This is a genomic window from Acidovorax sp. (genome assembly GCF_027492855.1).
Taxonomy (GTDB): Bacteria; Pseudomonadota; Gammaproteobacteria; order Burkholderiales; family Burkholderiaceae_C; genus Acidovorax.
On record NZ_JAPUDY010000008.1, the window covers coordinates 54,342 to 69,152 of the forward strand.

Annotated in this window: 14 protein-coding genes; 3 read left to right on the forward strand and 11 right to left on the reverse strand. The window is 64.7% G+C overall.

From position 1 onward, the window contains the following. Positions 1-12: 12 nt before the first annotated feature. Positions 13-984, reverse strand: coding sequence for a hydroxymethylglutaryl-CoA lyase (locus Q0105_RS01145; RefSeq protein ID WP_298207870.1), 972 nt, complete (start codon positions 982-984; stop codon positions 13-15). A 121-nt stretch (positions 985-1,105) separates the two neighbouring features. On the opposite strand from Q0105_RS01145, the gene Q0105_RS01150 reads away from it, so the two are divergent. From Q0105_RS01150 to Q0105_RS01160, 3 genes are all read left to right on the forward strand, one after another. Continuing rightward, a complete protein-coding gene (locus tag Q0105_RS01150; protein ID WP_298207871.1) occupies positions 1,106-2,008 on the forward strand; it encodes a LysR family transcriptional regulator in 903 nt (300 codons plus the stop codon). A gap of 205 nt (positions 2,009-2,213) precedes the next feature. Continuing rightward, complete coding sequence (locus Q0105_RS01155) at positions 2,214-2,522, forward strand: winged helix-turn-helix transcriptional regulator (protein WP_015013381.1); 309 nt, start codon at positions 2,214-2,216, stop codon at positions 2,520-2,522. A gap of 142 nt (positions 2,523-2,664) precedes the next feature. Then, entirely contained in the window at positions 2,665-3,024 is a 360-nt protein-coding gene (locus Q0105_RS01160; RefSeq protein WP_298207873.1) for an FKBP-type peptidyl-prolyl cis-trans isomerase, read from the forward strand. Positions 3,025-3,153: 129 nt separating this feature from the next. Here Q0105_RS01160 and Q0105_RS01165 read toward each other — a convergent pair whose 3' ends face one another. The 10 genes from Q0105_RS01165 to Q0105_RS01210 form a co-directional block, all read right to left on the reverse strand. Continuing rightward, positions 3,154-4,173 (reverse strand): diguanylate cyclase, encoded by a 1,020-nt coding sequence (locus Q0105_RS01165; protein ID WP_298208391.1) that lies wholly within the window; start codon positions 4,171-4,173, stop codon positions 3,154-3,156. A 23-nt stretch (positions 4,174-4,196) separates the two neighbouring features. After that, a complete protein-coding gene (cheB, locus tag Q0105_RS01170; protein WP_298207875.1) occupies positions 4,197-5,216 on the reverse strand; it encodes a chemotaxis-specific protein-glutamate methyltransferase CheB in 1,020 nt (339 codons plus the stop codon). Further along, positions 5,213-7,429 carry a hybrid sensor histidine kinase/response regulator gene (locus tag Q0105_RS01175; RefSeq protein ID WP_298207877.1) on the reverse strand — a complete coding sequence of 739 codons (2,217 nt, stop codon included), beginning with the start codon at positions 7,427-7,429 and terminating at the stop codon, positions 5,213-5,215. Before Q0105_RS01175 ends, cheB begins: the two co-directional genes overlap by 4 nt. Further along, positions 7,426-8,082 (reverse strand): chemotaxis protein CheW, encoded by a 657-nt coding sequence (locus tag Q0105_RS01180; RefSeq protein WP_298207879.1) that lies wholly within the window; start codon positions 8,080-8,082, stop codon positions 7,426-7,428. Before Q0105_RS01180 ends, Q0105_RS01175 begins: the two co-directional genes overlap by 4 nt. Next, positions 8,069-9,322 carry a protein-glutamate O-methyltransferase CheR gene (locus Q0105_RS01185; RefSeq protein ID WP_298207881.1) on the reverse strand — a complete coding sequence of 418 codons (1,254 nt, stop codon included), beginning with the start codon at positions 9,320-9,322 and terminating at the stop codon, positions 8,069-8,071. Before Q0105_RS01185 ends, Q0105_RS01180 begins: the two co-directional genes overlap by 14 nt. Then, positions 9,315-9,788 carry a chemotaxis protein CheW gene (locus Q0105_RS01190; protein ID WP_298207883.1) on the reverse strand — a complete coding sequence of 158 codons (474 nt, stop codon included), beginning with the start codon at positions 9,786-9,788 and terminating at the stop codon, positions 9,315-9,317. Before Q0105_RS01190 ends, Q0105_RS01185 begins: the two co-directional genes overlap by 8 nt. 3 nt (positions 9,789-9,791) lie before the next feature. After that, a complete protein-coding gene (locus Q0105_RS01195; RefSeq protein WP_298207885.1) occupies positions 9,792-11,429 on the reverse strand; it encodes a methyl-accepting chemotaxis protein in 1,638 nt (545 codons plus the stop codon). A 250-nt stretch (positions 11,430-11,679) separates the two neighbouring features. Then, positions 11,680-12,171, reverse strand: coding sequence for a hypothetical protein (locus Q0105_RS01200; protein WP_298207887.1), 492 nt, complete (start codon positions 12,169-12,171; stop codon positions 11,680-11,682). Between the two features lie 143 nt (positions 12,172-12,314). Continuing rightward, on the reverse strand, positions 12,315-14,411 hold the full coding sequence (locus Q0105_RS01205; protein WP_298207889.1) for a VC_2705 family sodium/solute symporter: 2,097 nt from the start codon (positions 14,409-14,411) through the stop codon (positions 12,315-12,317). Then, positions 14,404-14,754: a sodium/substrate symporter small subunit gene (locus Q0105_RS01210; RefSeq protein WP_298207891.1), complete on the reverse strand. Its 351-nt coding sequence runs from the start codon at positions 14,752-14,754 to the stop codon at positions 14,404-14,406. Before Q0105_RS01210 ends, Q0105_RS01205 begins: the two co-directional genes overlap by 8 nt. Positions 14,755-14,811: the final 57 nt, after the last annotated feature.

Consider the following 14,811-nt stretch of genomic DNA (forward strand, 5'->3'; position numbering starts at 1 on the left):
TGGATAAGAAGATCAGGCTGTTGCGGTTGCGGCTTCGCGCAGCGCAGCGGGTGCGGCATTCTGCGGCAGCCCTGCCTGCCACAGCGTGCCGTGCAGGGTCTCGCCCTCCAGCCAGCCCGCCACGCGCTGGCGCAGCGCCAGCAGCGCACCCACGCCGATGCCTGTGGCCACGCCCATGCGCTCCAGCATGAACACCAAGTCCTCGGTCGTGACGTTGCCGCTGGCGCCCGGCGCGTGCGGGCAACCACCAATACCGGCCAGGCAGGCGTCGAAGCGCGTGATGCCCGCCTGCCAAGCCGCATAAACATTGGCCAGGCCCATGCCACGCGTGTCGTGAAAGTGAGCGCAGGCCAGGCGATCCCCCACCAGCGCACGCGCTTTTTCAAACAGGCGGGCCACTGATGCCGGGTCGGCATAACCCACGGTATCAGCCAGGCTCACGCGGTCGGCACCCGCATCCAGCAAGGCCACCATCAGGCGCAGCACTTCGCTCTCAGCGACCTCGCCCTGCAGGGTGCAGCCAAAGGCCGTGCCCACACCGCCCTCGATCAGGGTGCGGCTGCCGCTGGCATCACGCGCGGCGCGAATGCGCGCCACCTCGGCGACGACCTCGTCAGGCGTCTTGCGCAGATTGGCCAGGCTGTGGGCGTGGCTGGCTGACAAGGGCACGACCATCAGGTCGGCGCCGCATTCAAGCGCACGCTCGGCACCTTTGTAGTTGGGCACGAGCACCGAGGCGATCAGGCCCGGCAGGGTTTTGGCGTGGGCCAGCACCTCGGCCGTGTCGGCCAGCTGGGGCAACAGGCGGGCGGGCACGAAGGAGCCGACCTCGATCTCGCGCATGCCTGCGGCGTAGGCAGCGTTGATCCATTCGATCTTGTGCGCGGTAGGCACCACGGTGGCAATGCTTTGCAGGCCGTCGCGCAGGCCCACTTCGCGGACCACGGCACGCGGCAGGTCTGGCTGAATCGGCAAGGTGCTCACAGGATGTCTCTTTCTGGTGGAGGTCTGCCGTGGATTTTAGAAATTCCCAACAGAATCAGAAAATACATTTAGGAAGCCATATGATTCCAAAAAGGAACACCAAAGACCTGAAGACAACAGCATGCGCGACCTGGACCTGCAAACCCTGCGCCTGTTTGCCGCCGTGTGCGAGCAGCGCAGCATTGCGCGTGTGGCCGAGCAGGAGTCCATCGTGGGTTCGGCCATCAGCAAACGGCTGGCGCAGCTCGAAGACACGGTGGGCACGCCCCTGCTGCTGCGCAAGCGCCGGGGCGTGGTGCCCACACCGGCGGGCGAAACCCTGCTGGAGCATGCGCGCACCATGCTGGCCAGCATGGGGCAGATCGAGCGCGACATGGCGGCCTATGCCACCGGCACGCGCGGCCATGTGCGCATGCTAGTCACCGCATCCGTCATGGCCGAGTCGCTGGCCGACGACGTAGCGGCTTTTCTGCAAGACCCCGCGCACCGCGATATCCAGGTGAGCCTGGAAGAGCGCGTAAGCCCCGACGTGGTGCAGGGCGTGCGCGACGGCAGCGCGTCCATTGGTATCTGCTGGGACGCAGCCGACCTCTCGGGCCTGGAAACCAGTGCCTACCGCAGCGACCACCTGGCCGTGGTGGCCCATACCTCGCATCCCGTGGCACAGCTAGACAGCGTGCGCTTTGCCGATGTGCTGGAGCATGAGTTCGTCAGCATGCCCGCCCTGAGTGCGGTGCAGGTGCTGCTGGCGCGCGCGGCCGCTGTAGAGGGTAGAACGCTGGCCCACAGGGTGCTGGTGTCCAACTTTGACGCAGCCCTGCGGGTGGTGCGCGCCAACCTCGCCATCAGCGTGGTGCCGCGTGAAGTGGCGGAGCCGTTTGCCCAATTGGCGCCCGTGCGCATCGTGCCGCTGAGTGACGCCTGGGCCCAGCGGCGGTTTGCCATCTGCTACCGCAGCGCCCAATTCCTTCCTCCAGCCGCTCAATTGCTGGTGGGTCATCTGGCGGGGCTGGGGCACGGGTAGCACCGCCCCAAAACCGTGGCCCCGTCGCAACAGTTTGATACGCAACATCGTATTTTTCGCCCTTAGCGCATATGTACCGTGCGTTCGGAGCTACTAAACTTGTAGCAAAATGGGTTCCGCGCTATAGTCTCAGCGCATCAGCGGGTCCGGCAAGCAGCCCCCCGCACCGAACCTGAATTCAATATTTGCGCGAGGAGAAGCGTCCATGAGCTCCAAAGAAAATGCGTCCATCAACCAGCTTTTCGAAAAACTCGAATGCCGTTATGCGCTGCGCGTGCTGTGGGCACTGAAAGACGGCCACCCCCAGACCTTCCGCCTGCTGCAAGACAGCGTGGGCGGCATCACGCCCAACACCCTCAACACCCGCATCAAAGAGCTGCGTGAAGCCGGTTTTGTGGACCACGGCAGCGACGGCTACACCGTCACCCCCTCGGGCGCCGACCTGCTCAAGCGCCTGTCGGACGTGCAGGCCTTTGCCACCCGCTGGGTGGCAGGCCGCGCCAAGAAGGCTTAAGCCCCTCCTCTTTCGCTGGCCCACATGGCGCCTGCCCCTGCATACGCGGGGCATTCGCTAAAATAGGGGTCGAATTGGCTTCTAGCGCTCTATACACAAGCGCTAGAAGCTATATTTTTAATAGCATTCAAGGAATTTCCCCATGGCACTGACCACCACCGCATCCGGCCTGCAATACGAAGACACCGTCGTTGGCGAAGGCACCGAAGCCACCAAGGGCCAGAACGTGTCGGTGCATTACACCGGCTGGCTCCACAACAACGGCGAGCAAGGCGCCAAGTTCGACTCCAGCCGCGACCGCAACGACCCCTTCGAGTTTTCGCTGGGCGCTGGCATGGTCATCAAGGGCTGGGACGAAGGCGTGCAGGGCATGAAGATCGGCGGCCAGCGCACGCTGATCATCCCCGCCGCCCTGGGCTACGGCGCCCGTGGCGCCGGTGGCGTGATCCCACCGAACGCCACGCTGAAGTTCGACGTGGAACTGCTGAAGGTCGGCCGCTGAGCCGCTGCCCACCAGCAACTACTTGAGCTTGCTCACCAAAACAAGGCCTTCGGGCCTTTTTTTGTGTCCGCCGCTGCCCCGGAAAACCTGCCGCGGCGCCTTGCAGGGGCCGCGCGAACTGACCATTGCCTATTCCGGGGCCACCTCGACACGGTTGCGCCCATTGTTCTTGGCCTGATAGAGCGCGCGGTCGGCCCGCTCGACCAATTCAACCGGCTCGTGGGCTTCGCTCGGCACCAGCATGGCGACCCCCACCGAGACGGTTACCACGGAACCCCCTGGCTGCACCTGGTGCGGTATTGCCAGTGCCTCGATGGCCTGCCGCAGGTTCTCGGCCAGCAGCAGTGCGCCGTTGAGCGATGTCTCCGGCAGCACCAGTGCAAACTCCTCGCCGCCATAGCGGGCCGCAAGGTCCGTGGCACGCCGGCGCACTTCGGAGAGCACTCCCGCCACCGCGCACAAGGTGTCATCGCCCATCACGTGGCCGTAGTGGTCGTTGTACAGCTTGAACTGATCCACATCGATCAGCAGCAGCGACAACTCGCTGCGCAAGCGGCGGCCGCGCAGCCATTCGGTTTCCAGAAACTCATCGAAATGGCGGCGATTGGACAGCCCCGTGAGGCCATCGGACTTCATCAGTTGCTGCAACGCCAGGTTGGTTTCCTGCAATTGCTGCTGGCTCAGGCGCAGCGCGCGGTTGGCCTCGTCGCGCTGCTTGAGCGCCATGTAGGCACGTGCGTGGTAGCGGATGCGCGCAATCAGCTCGATGGCGTCGGGGAGCTTGACGAGGTAGTCGTTGGCCCCGGCCGCAAAGGCCTGGCTCTTCACCCGGGCGTCCTCCCTGGACGACAGCACGATGATGGGTGTGTCGGCCAGGGTGTCGAGAGCGCGGTAGCCACGCACCAGGTCCAGCCCATCCACACCCGGCATCACAAGGTCCTGCAGGATGACCGCCGGACGGATACGTTCGGCCACGGCCAGGGCATCGCCGGGGGCGTTGCAGTAGTGGAAATCAATACCAGCCTCGCCAGCCAGCATGCGCCGCACCGCCTCGCCAATCATGGCCTGGTCATCGACCAGCAGCACCATCACGTCACCAACGTCAGCACCTGCCGGGCGATCAGGCTTCGAATCGATACCTGTCGTCATCGCATTCTCCTCAAGTTTCTTGTTCACGGGCACAGCTCCTGCAGGCGCCCTGCGATACGCGACAGCGGCAACACCTCTGTCGCTGCATTGATTTCGACCGCCGCCTTGGGCATGCCCCAGACAGCGCTGCTGGCCCGGTCCTGGGCAATGGTGGTGAAGCCTCGTTCACGCATGGCCTTGAGCCCCTGCGCACCATCGTTACCCATGCCCGTCAGCAGCACGCCAACGGCAGGCCCACGCCAATACCTGGCCACGCTGTGCATGAAGACATCGACCGATGGCCGGTACGGCAACCCGGCCGGTTCGTCGGAATAGACCAACTCGCCACCATGCTCCAGACACAAATGGCTGTTACCGCTCGCCAGCAACACAGCGCCCGGCTGCGGCGCCTCGCGGGCCCGTGCCAGCCGCACCGGCAGCGCACATTCGCGCGCCAGCCATTCGGCCATGCCGGCTGAGAATCTGTCGTCCAGATGCTGCACCAGAACGATGGCGCAGCGGCAGTTGGCGCGCAGGTTGCCCAAGAGCGTGTTGATCGTGGCAGGCCCGCCCGCCGAAGCGCCAATCGCCACCAAGGTGGGCCATGGCTCGGCCATGGCACGTGGTGCAGACGCCTGCAAGGGCGCCGATGCCGTCGCCGCGTCGGTGCTTGCCATGAAACTGCCGCTGAGCAGACCGATGTTGCGGATGCGGCGCAACAGACGCTCGCTGTCCATGTCAGATCTGGCGCCCAGGCCGGGAAGGTCCACCACGTCGCGGGCACCAAGCCCCAGCGCAGCAAACACCAGGTCCGCACGCGGTTCCGCCAAGGTAGTAAAGAGCAGGACGGGACAGGGCATGATGGCCTGCAGGCGGCGCACGCACTCAAGGTCTGCCTCGCTATCGAGCTGCTGAAGCAGCAGATCTGGCGGCTCCTCCGCACTGAGGTGCTGGCTGGCCTCGTCAAGGCTGAGCGCCTGCCATGCCTGCTGGTGCAGCGGCTCGATCAGGCGGCGCAAGGCCTGGGTCAGGCTGGGGCTGTCGGCCATGATGGCGAGTTTCATGGGTGTGCGTCCCCCACCAGCATGTGCACCGCGTCGAGCAGGCTTTCGTCGTGGAAGCTCGACTTGGTCAGGTAGTGGTCTGCACCGGCTTCCAGGCCACGGCGGCGGTCTTCCTCCCGGTCTTTGTACGACACCACGATCACCGGCAATGACTGCAGGCGTGGGTCGCTGCGCAGCAGGGTGACGAGTTCGATACCGTCCATGCGCGGCATGTCGATGTCGGTGACCAACAGGTCGAAGTTGCTGCCGCGCAGTGCATTCCAGCCGTCCATGCCATCCACCGCCACGCTCACCTCGTAACCACGGCTGCTCAGCAGCTTGCGCTCCAGCTCGCGCACGGTCAGCGAGTCATCCACCACCAACACCCGCTTGCGCACCAACGCGGCCTGGCCTTCGGGCCTCGCTACGCGCTCCACCTGCCCTCCGCCGAGTAGCTTGCCCGCCGAGTGCAGCAGCTCGTCCACATCCAAAATCAGCACGGGCGCCCCATCGTCCAGCAGTGCCCCAGCGGCCAGGCCCCGCACCCTGCCCAGCCGGGGGTCGATGGGCGTTACCGCCAGGTTTTGCTCGCCCACCACGCGCTCCACGGCCACGGCGTGGCAGGTGTCCAGCCCGGGCAACAACACCACAGGCAGATTTGGCGCGTCGCGCGGCACGCCTGGCACCTGCAGCAATTGGCTTGCCGCCAGCAGACCAATGTGGCGGCCTTCGTGCCAAATGTGTTGCTGGCCTTCGATCAGGGTGATCGCCTCCGGGGCCACGCTCAGCACACGCTCCACTTTGGCCAGTGGCAACGCATAGGCTTCGCCGCCCACCTCAACGACCAGGCTGCGCAGCACCGACAGCGTCAGCGGCAACTCCAACTGGAAAAGGCTGCCCTGCCCCGCGCGCTGGCGCAGACGCACGCTGCCGCGCAGGCTGCGCAGCTCGTGCTGAACGGCGTCCAGGCCAACGCCCCGGCCCGACACCTCGCTGAGCACCTCGCTCATGCTGAAGCCGGGCAGAAAGAGGAAGGCCAACAATTCGTCCTCACCCAGCCGCTCGGCCATCTCGGCGCTGGCCAGGCCGCGCTTGCACACAGCCGCGCGCACCTGCTCCAGGTCGACCCCTCGGCCATCGTCCTCCAGCTCCAGCAACAAGCGCCCGGCAAAATGTCGCGCGCGCAGCCGCACCCGCCCTTCAGCGGGCTTGCCCAGCGCCACTCGCTCGTTTGGGGGTTCAATGCCGTGGTCCACGGCATTGCGCAGCAGGTGGATCAACGGTGCCTCCAGCCGCTCCAACACGTCGCGATCGGCCTGCGTACCCTCGCCATCCAATTCAAGCCGCACCTGCTTGCCGAGCTGGCGGCCCAGGTCACGCACCATGCGCGCCTTGCCGGCCATCAGGTCAGCGCAGGGGCGCATGCGCGACGCCAGCGCAGCGTCGTAGAGCCGGTGGCTGCGCTGGCCAAAATCCCAGGTGAAGTTGTCAAGTTCGGTGCTGAGGCGTTGCAACTGGGCCTCGGCTTCCAACAGCCCGTTGCGGGCGCTGGACAGCAGCGCCTGCGCCGCTGGCGGCAGCGCGTGGCCCAACAGCGCCTCGCGCAGCCCGCTCAGCGACTGGCCGACCTGCTGCTGCTGTCTGCGCAGCCGCGTCAACCGCTCGCCCAGTGGCTGCGCCCGCTGCACGGCCACCAGCGACCGGCCAGCCAGGTCGAGCAGCAAGTCAAGCCGCTCGGCCGAAACACGCAGGACGCGCTCACGCTGCTCCGGCGCCATCTCGGCAGGCTCCGGCAATTCTCCAGCAGCGGCTGCAGGGGGCGCCTCCCCCCCCGGCGGACTCACCTCGGTCTGCGTTGGCGCACCCGTGCCCTCCAGGTGCGCCAACAGGCCCGGCAACCCATCGGCCGCCTCGCCGCCGCTCAGGCGCAAGAGCATGTCGGCACCGCGCAGCAGGGCATCGATGCGCTCTGGATTCAGGTGCAGATCGCCCTGCTGGGCTGCCACCAGAATATCTTCCATCCGGTGGGACAACTGCACCGCAGCGTCCAGCCCCACAATGCGTGCCGCGCCCTTGAGCGAATGCGCCGCCCGCATGCAGGCCTCCAGCGACGCAGGATCCGAGGGCTCGCGCTCCAGCGCCATCAGGCCCGCATTGAGCACCTCGGTCTGCGCCTCGGCCTCCATGTGGAACAGCTCCAGCATCGAATGGTCTTTGTACTCCTCCAGACTCATCCCAGGCTCTCCTGCATGGCCTGCACGAGACGCTGCGCATCAAGCCAGGTAACGCTTCCCTGCCGCCACTGAAAGACATGCAATGCCAACCGGCTCACTGCCAGGCTGCTGTTCTTGTGGGCCGGCATCAGCAGGTCTTCGGGGATGGCCAACACGCCATCAACCTCATCCACCGGCAGCACCAACGCTCCCCCGGCAGCATCCAGGATCAAATGGCGCGGCCGCGCGCCGGGCGCGGCCGCGGCGGTTGCCGCCTCCAGGCCCAGCAAGGGGCCCAGGGCCAGCGCGGGCACCAATACGCCGCGCACATTGCAGACACCCAGCAACGCGCGGTTGTGGCGGTGTGGCAGGCTGTGGATGGCGCTGGTTGGCGCCACCTCCATCAAACGGGCCGGATCGAGCGCCAGCCAATCCTGGCCGACCCGAAACAGCAGCGCCGGGCGAACCGCAGCCGCCGAAGCGGCCTCAGCCTGTCCTCCGCCAGCGTCTTGCAGCTGCAACGTGTAGCGATCAAGCAGCAGCACCGCCGCTTCGGCATGGCGCTCACAATTGCGGCAGTGCACATGCACGGCCAACCTCTCGCAAGTGCGGTCGCCCTGCACACCAATGCGCTGCCAGCAGGCATCAAAATCCTGGGCTTCAGCGGTTTGCATGGCGCCCTCTCGGTGAAGGAGTCAGCCGCTGCTTCAAGCGCAGCGCACCCGCTTGGTCACCACGCGCTGCCTGCAACGCAGCCAGATGGGCCAAAGCTTCGGGATGGTGTGGCTCCAGGTACAGCGCCTTGCGGTAATAGCGCTCCGCTTCAGCGGCACGATGGTCGCTGTCGCAGAGCAGGCCCCACCAATAAAACAGCGAGGCCGAAGGGCCGAAACGCTGCAATTGCTGGGCACAGGCTGCCAACGCCTCCGCCACCCGCCCAGTGTTTGCCAAGCGCTCAATCTGCGCCAAGCCGGTCTGTGCGGCGGGATCTGGCAAGGCGGTGGCCACCTTCTCAGCCGGGACTGGCGCCCGTCGCACGGCGGCTGCGGCCACGCGCACTGGCGGCCGCACGGCCGCCACGGGGCGGTCTGCAGGCCGCTGCGCCGGTGGCGGTGCCACGGCCATCTCACGGCGCTTGTTGAAAGCGAAACTGTGCGCGCGGTCCACCGCCAGCATGCCTTGTTGCCTGATCATGCCTGCCTCGGCGGGGCCAACAAAAAGCAACCCCTCCGGCGCCATCCAACGCTCAAGCCGCGCCAGTGCCCGCAGCTGCGTCTCCCGGTCGAAATAAATCAACAAATTGCGGCAAAACACAAAATCGTAGCTCTGCGCTTCCAGCGCTAGGCCCACATCGAGCAGGTTGCCAGATCGAAAGTTCACCAGAGACCGCGCGGGGTCGAGCAGCAGGTGGCTACGGTCCTCGGCACGAAAATGCCGTTCGCGAAAACCCAGGTCGGCACTGCGAAAGGCGTTGGCGCCATAACGTGCCACGGCGGCGATGTCGAGCGCACGCAGGCTCACGTCGAAAGCATCAACGTGCAGTTCGGACGGCGCAAAGCCCGCGTCCAGCAGGCATATCGCAATCGAATAGGGCTCCTCGCCGGTCGAGCAGGGCAGGCTAAGAATGCGCAGCGGCTGCTGCGCACCACGCGCCGCACGCAGCGCGCGGGCGCGCTCAACCAGCAGTGCAAAGGCCTCTGGATAGCGGAAGAACCAGGTCTCGGGCACAACGACGGCCTCGATCAACGCTTGCTGCTCGGCTGTCGAGCGTTCTAGCAGATCCCAGTAGCCCGCCGGGTCGAGCTGGCTGGCCGCCAAGCGTTCACGCAGCGCGCGCTCCAACGCGCTGCGGCCGATCGCATCGACATCGAGGCCGATCAGCATCTTCAGCAGTTGTTCGATGCGTTCAACCATCGGCGTTCAACAGAAATTCCGCCACGTCGGGCGGCAACAAGCCGGCAACGCGGATGCGCTGCACCAAACCATGTGGTGCGGATGCCTGCACAGCCCCCAGATAGTCGGGCTGGCCTGCGAGATCCACCGGCTTGGCGTCTTCGCGCTGCAACCTATGCAACCGGCTGGCCTGTTCTAGCAAAAGACCGAGCCTGCACCCACGGAAAGCCTCAGGGTGCTGAACCACAACCAGCCGCGTGCTGGTGCGCGCGCTGGCAGGTCGTCCCAGCACGCGCTGGCACAGATCCAGCACCGGAACCATCTCACCACGACAAGCGAGCAAGCCCGCTACCCAGGCCGGCGCCTCAGGCAATTGTTTCAGTCGCTGCAGCGGCAGCACCTCGTCCACATCAGACGCAGGCAGTGCATAGCGGTCAGCCCCCAGGCTGAACAGCAGATGCAATTCGCCGCCAGCGCGCTCGTTCATGAATCAGACCTTGAAGCGAATGACACCCTGGCGAAGGGCGTGCGCAACATCGTTCATGCCATCAATCGCAAGGCCCGCCTGGTGCAACGAATCGACCGTCTGGGTACTGGCCTCGCTGAGTTGGCTCAGCGCCTGCTCGATTTGTTCGGCGCCACCGGACTGAGCCTGCATGCCCTCGCTGACCAATTGCACGCGCGGTGCCAGGGCCTGGATCTGCTGGATGATCTCCGAGAGTTGCTCTCCCACCTGGCCCATCTCGGCATTACCTCGGCGCACCTCTTCAGAGAATTTGTCCATGCCCATCACGCCAGCCGACACCGCAGACTGGATTTCACGCACCATCTGCTCGATGTCGTAGGTCGCCACTGCCGTCTGGTCGGCAAGGCGGCGCACCTCGGTCGCCACCACAGAGAACCCGCGGCCATATTCACCGGCCTTTTCCGCCTCAATCGCTGCGTTCAGCGACAGCAGATTGGTCTGGTCTGCCACCTTCACAATGGTGGTGACCACCTGGTTGATGCCACCAGCCTTCTCGTTGAGCAGCGCCAGCTTGGCACTCACCAGTTCGGCGGCGCCGGTCAGCTGATGCATCACCTCGGCCATCCGTGCCACACCCATCTGACCGGCACCGGCCACCGTCGCGGTCTGCTCGGTGGCCGCAGAAACCTCGCGCATCGTCCGCCCCAGCTCTCGCGAAGTCGCAGAGATTTCGCGCGAAGTGGCGCCAATCTCGCTGGTTGTGGCCGCTGTTTCGGTGACGGTGGCTTGCTGCTGTTTGGAGGTTGCCGCGATTTCGGTGATCGAGGTCGTCAACTGCACTGCCGAGCGCTGCGTCTGCGAGACCAGGTCACGCAGCGAATCGGCCATGGCGTTGAAACCTTCCTCGATGCGCGCGAATTCATCGCGACGGCCATGGTTCAGGCGGCCCGAAAGGTCGCCGCTGCCCAGCTGCTTCATGCCAGCGAGAATGTCCTGGATGGGCTCCCGTATGGAGCGGCTCAGAAGCACACCACAGACAACGGCAAGACCCACAGCCAGCAACAACGCCCACAGGGCCAAGCGCTTGTTGTCGGTGGAAATCTGCTCCACCTGATCCATGGCCTTGACGATTTCCCGCTGGTTCAGATCAACCATGTTCATCAAGTCTCCGCGCAGCTTGCGCCAAGCGGGTTCGACCTCTTGCCTGGAAAGCTGCAGTGCCGAAGCTTGTTGACCGCTCTCAAGAAGCGCCATCAACTGCTGCTGGCGCTCAAGGTAGATTTTCCAATCAGCTTGCAGTTCTCGGAATGTATCCCTGTCTTCGCTTAGGGAGATGGTCGGTACATAAGCTTCCAAGCCTTTTTTGATTTCATCGGCTGCCGCCGCAAGCTTCTCGCTGGCCACTTTGAAGCTACCGTTCTGGCGCACATCGCGACCGATGCTGTTGAAGACCAGATCCTGCGATATCAAATGGTGCTCGTTGATGGCCGAGCGCAGACGCGCAGCCACGACAACGCCCTCCAGATCGAATTGCTTGACCCGCTGCGCCCTTATCTGATTTGCCTCAGCCCGGACATAGAACGTGGCGGCCATGCCCAGCATCACGGCAATGATCAACGCAAAACTGGCGGCAATGCGCTGACTGACATTCATCCCTGTCATTCCTTGGTCTCCTGGCCCCGCAGGGTGTTGATGGCTGAAGATTATCGGCGCAGGGCCGCAGCGGCCCTAGGGTGTTCCCGGTGAATGCGTAGGGCCGGAACCGCCAGTATTGAGGCGTTCAGCCAGCGCCTAGCGCCCCGATGGCGACGATCTGGCGCAAAACAACTCCGGCATGTGTATTTGCCAGAAACGATGAAGGGAAAAGAAGCGCTGGTGCGGCGGGGTCAGGCCCTCGACCGCCGAGTGCGGGTCAGTCGAACAATGCCTTGTCCAATCGCTCGAACTTGGCATCGCCCACCGCTTCGCGGATCTTGGGCGCCAAAGCTGCCAGGTCTTCGAAACTACCCGCCCCTTCCACCGCCAGATTGAGGCGAAAGCCACGCAGGCCCAAGCTCGCCGTCAGTTCAGTGGCCACCGGGTAAGCCGCTTGGTAGCGCTCTTTGGGAGAACGCCCAGAACCTTCTTCGGAAGAAGCAATGGTTCCCAGATCGGTGGCAGCGGCCTCCACGGTGGCAACTGCAGCAACTGCAAGGGGCTGGCCTGACTGTGGTCCAAGAAGGCCCTGCGCAATCATCAGGTCCACATCGTCCTGCGTAATCCCCATGGCAGCGGTGGCAGCCAGGACTTCACCCGTGCTGCGTTTGCCATCAAAAAGAATGAAGGCCGAACGCTGGCGCGAACTCAAACTGCCATGGCGATTCTTGAGTGCATCCTGTCCAGCCTGGGTTTTGACGAGAACCATGCCTCTCCTGGTTGTTGCATTGGCTGCGGCGCCCTTGTAGCAAATGGACACCGCATGCAAACCAGAATCCCATGTTTTGACCCCTATGGAAATCGGGGTTTACACACAAATAAATGACATTTCGAATTTAACTTTGATCCTGCTCACATCTCAGACCGGATACGTGGCAGCGCTGGCGCAGGCCGTGTCAGCCAGCTCACGACCAGCGTGAGCAGCAAACCACACGGCACGCCAAACACGCCTGCGGAGATCGGCTGGATGCCGAACCAGAGCCCGTCAGCCAACAACCAGCGGGGAAGCACCTGCAGGGCGGACACATGGGACAGCATGTAGTACACCGTGACCGCCAGCCCGCCGAGCATGCCTGCCACCGCGCCCTGCCGTGTGGTGCCGCGCCAAAAAATACCCAGCACCATGGCGGGCACGAAGGCCGACGCCGCCAGCGAGAACGATGCGGACACCATGGGCAGAATTTCGGACGGCTTGAGCGCGGCCACGAAGGCGGCCGACAGAGCGACAGCGAGCAAGGTGAACTTGGTCAGAATCACCCGCTGCTCAGGTGAGGCCCGGCGCCGCGTGCCCTGGAAGTACAAGTCACGCACCAGCGCATTGCTGATGGTGAGCAGCAAGCCATCGGCGGTGGACAGCGCCGCCGCCAAGCCCCCGGCTGCCACGAGCCCTGACACCACATACGGCAGTCCGCCCAGCTCGGGCGTGGCGAGCATGATGAGATCGGCACCCAGCCGGATCTCGCCGAACTGCACCAAGCCGTCGCCGTTCACGTCTTCCACCGACAACAAAGAGCTATCCACTCGCGCCCACTGCGCCATCCAATTGGGCAAGGTTTCGAAACTGCTGCCCACCAGGTTCTGCATGACTTCGAATTTCACAAGCACGGCCAGTGCGGGTGCGCTCAGGTACAACAAGGCGATAAAAAACAGCGACCAACCCACCGATGCGCGCGCTGCCGATACCGAGGGCGACGTGTAATAGCGGGTCAACAAATGCGGTAAACCTGCCGTGCCGACCATCAGGCAGAACATGAGCGCCAGGAAGTTACGGCGCGTGAGCTCGTAATCGCTCTGCTCTTGCGGGGTGCCGTTGGGGTCGCCCACATAAGCTTGGCTTTGCGGCGGCAACCCGCCCAGGGGACGGGCGCGCTCGTAATTTTCGCGCATTTCGCGGGTCCAGCGTTCGCGGGCGGTTACGGCATCGCGCGGCAGCGCGGCCAATTCGCGGCTGGCCGAGACGATCAGGCCCACATCGGCATTCTGGGCACGCAGGGCACGCACACGCTCCCGCCCCTTCTCGCGTTCGCGCTCCAACGCTCCTTCAACATCCTCCAGGCGCGCCTCGAAATCCTTGGCACGCTGCAGATAGGCCTGCACCACCTGGTGCTCGGCGGGGGAATCCAGCAACTGGGCCTCTAGGTCGGCAATCTTGCTGATCTGCTCGCCATATACCAGCGGTGCCAATGGGTTGCCCAACTGCTTGTAAGCCAGCCACGATACCGGGATCATGAACGCCAGCAACAGCACCACGTACTGCGCCACCTGCGTCCAAGTGATGGCACGCATGCCCCCGAGGAACGAGCACAGCAGCACGCCCCCCAGGCCCAGCATGATGCCGATCTCGAACTGCACACCGGTCAGGCGCGAGGCGATCAGCCCCACGCCATAGATCTGCGCCACCACGTAGGTGAAAGAGCACAGCACCGCCGCCAGCGCGGCAATCATGCGCGGCCAGCGGCCGCCAAAACGCACGTGAAAGAAGTCGGGCACGGTGTACAGCCCCATGGCCCGAAGGTGCGGCGCAATCAGCATCGCCACCAGGCAAAACCCGCCAGTCCAGCCCAGCAGGTAGGCCAGGCCACCGGCCTGCCCTGGCGTGCCCGAGAAGCCTTGCAGGTACAGCGCCCCTGACAGGCTGATGAAGGACGCGGCACTCATCCAGTCGGCCGCCGTGGCCATGCCGTTGTACATGGGCGGAATGCGCCGCCCCGCCACGTAGTAGTCCTCGGGGTCCGTGGTGCGGCCATACACGCCGATGCCGGCATAGACCATCACGGTGAGAAACAAAAAAATCGGGCCGATCCAGTGGCGCGACAAGCCCTGGCGCTCGGCCCAGGTCATCAGGGCCAGAAAACCCAGCACCCCCACCACATACAACGCCAGGATGCGATGCAACCGCCACAGATAGGCGCGGTCGGAGTCGGCACTGCCTGGCTTTTGCTCAGCCATGGCTGCGGTCTGTGGCGCTGGCGGGCGGAGTTTCCAGCGCTTCGCGGCGGGCTAGGTCCTGCCGCTCGAAATGGTTCATGGCCCAGCCGTAGGCCACCACGATGCCGATGAACACCAGCACGGCGCCCTGGGCTGCAATCCAGTAACCCAGAGGCCAGCCGCCGAACACCAGCACCTGCAGGTCTCTGGCGAAGTAGGTGGTGCCAAACGACACCAGGGCCCACAGCAGCAGCAGCACTGCTTTGAGCCACAGGTGGCGCACGTCGTGCAGATCCGGCGGAAACGGCCCCGCCATCTCAACGTCCGCAGGGCGCCGGGGTGGAGGAGGAGGCGGGGGCTGCATCACGGACACGGCATCAAGGGCGCTGAGGCAGGTGGTGCGAGTGCGGATGGAACATGC

Coding starts and splice junctions, on each gene's coding strand:
- Q0105_RS01150 (WP_298207871.1), top strand. CDS start 1,106: ATGCGCGACCTGGACCTGCAAACCCTGCGCCTGTTTGCCGCCGTGTGC.
- Q0105_RS01155 (WP_015013381.1), top strand. CDS start 2,214: ATGAGCTCCAAAGAAAATGCGTCCATCAACCAGCTTTTCGAAAAACTC.
- Q0105_RS01160 (WP_298207873.1), top strand. CDS start 2,665: ATGGCACTGACCACCACCGCATCCGGCCTGCAATACGAAGACACCGTC.
- Q0105_RS01165 (WP_298208391.1), bottom strand. CDS start 4,173: ATGACGACAGGTATCGATTCGAAGCCTGATCGCCCGGCAGGTGCTGAC.
- cheB (WP_298207875.1), bottom strand. CDS start 5,216: ATGAAACTCGCCATCATGGCCGACAGCCCCAGCCTGACCCAGGCCTTG.
- Q0105_RS01175 (WP_298207877.1), bottom strand. CDS start 7,429: ATGAGTCTGGAGGAGTACAAAGACCATTCGATGCTGGAGCTGTTCCAC.
- Q0105_RS01180 (WP_298207879.1), bottom strand. CDS start 8,082: ATGCAAACCGCTGAAGCCCAGGATTTTGATGCCTGCTGGCAGCGCATT.
- Q0105_RS01185 (WP_298207881.1), bottom strand. CDS start 9,322: ATGGTTGAACGCATCGAACAACTGCTGAAGATGCTGATCGGCCTCGAT.
- Q0105_RS01190 (WP_298207883.1), bottom strand. CDS start 9,788: ATGAACGAGCGCGCTGGCGGCGAATTGCATCTGCTGTTCAGCCTGGGG.
- Q0105_RS01195 (WP_298207885.1), bottom strand. CDS start 11,429: ATGACAGGGATGAATGTCAGTCAGCGCATTGCCGCCAGTTTTGCGTTG.
- Q0105_RS01200 (WP_298207887.1), bottom strand. CDS start 12,171: ATGGTTCTCGTCAAAACCCAGGCTGGACAGGATGCACTCAAGAATCGC.
- Q0105_RS01205 (WP_298207889.1), bottom strand. CDS start 14,411: ATGGCTGAGCAAAAGCCAGGCAGTGCCGACTCCGACCGCGCCTATCTG.
- Q0105_RS01210 (WP_298207891.1), bottom strand. CDS start 14,754: ATGCAGCCCCCGCCTCCTCCTCCACCCCGGCGCCCTGCGGACGTTGAG.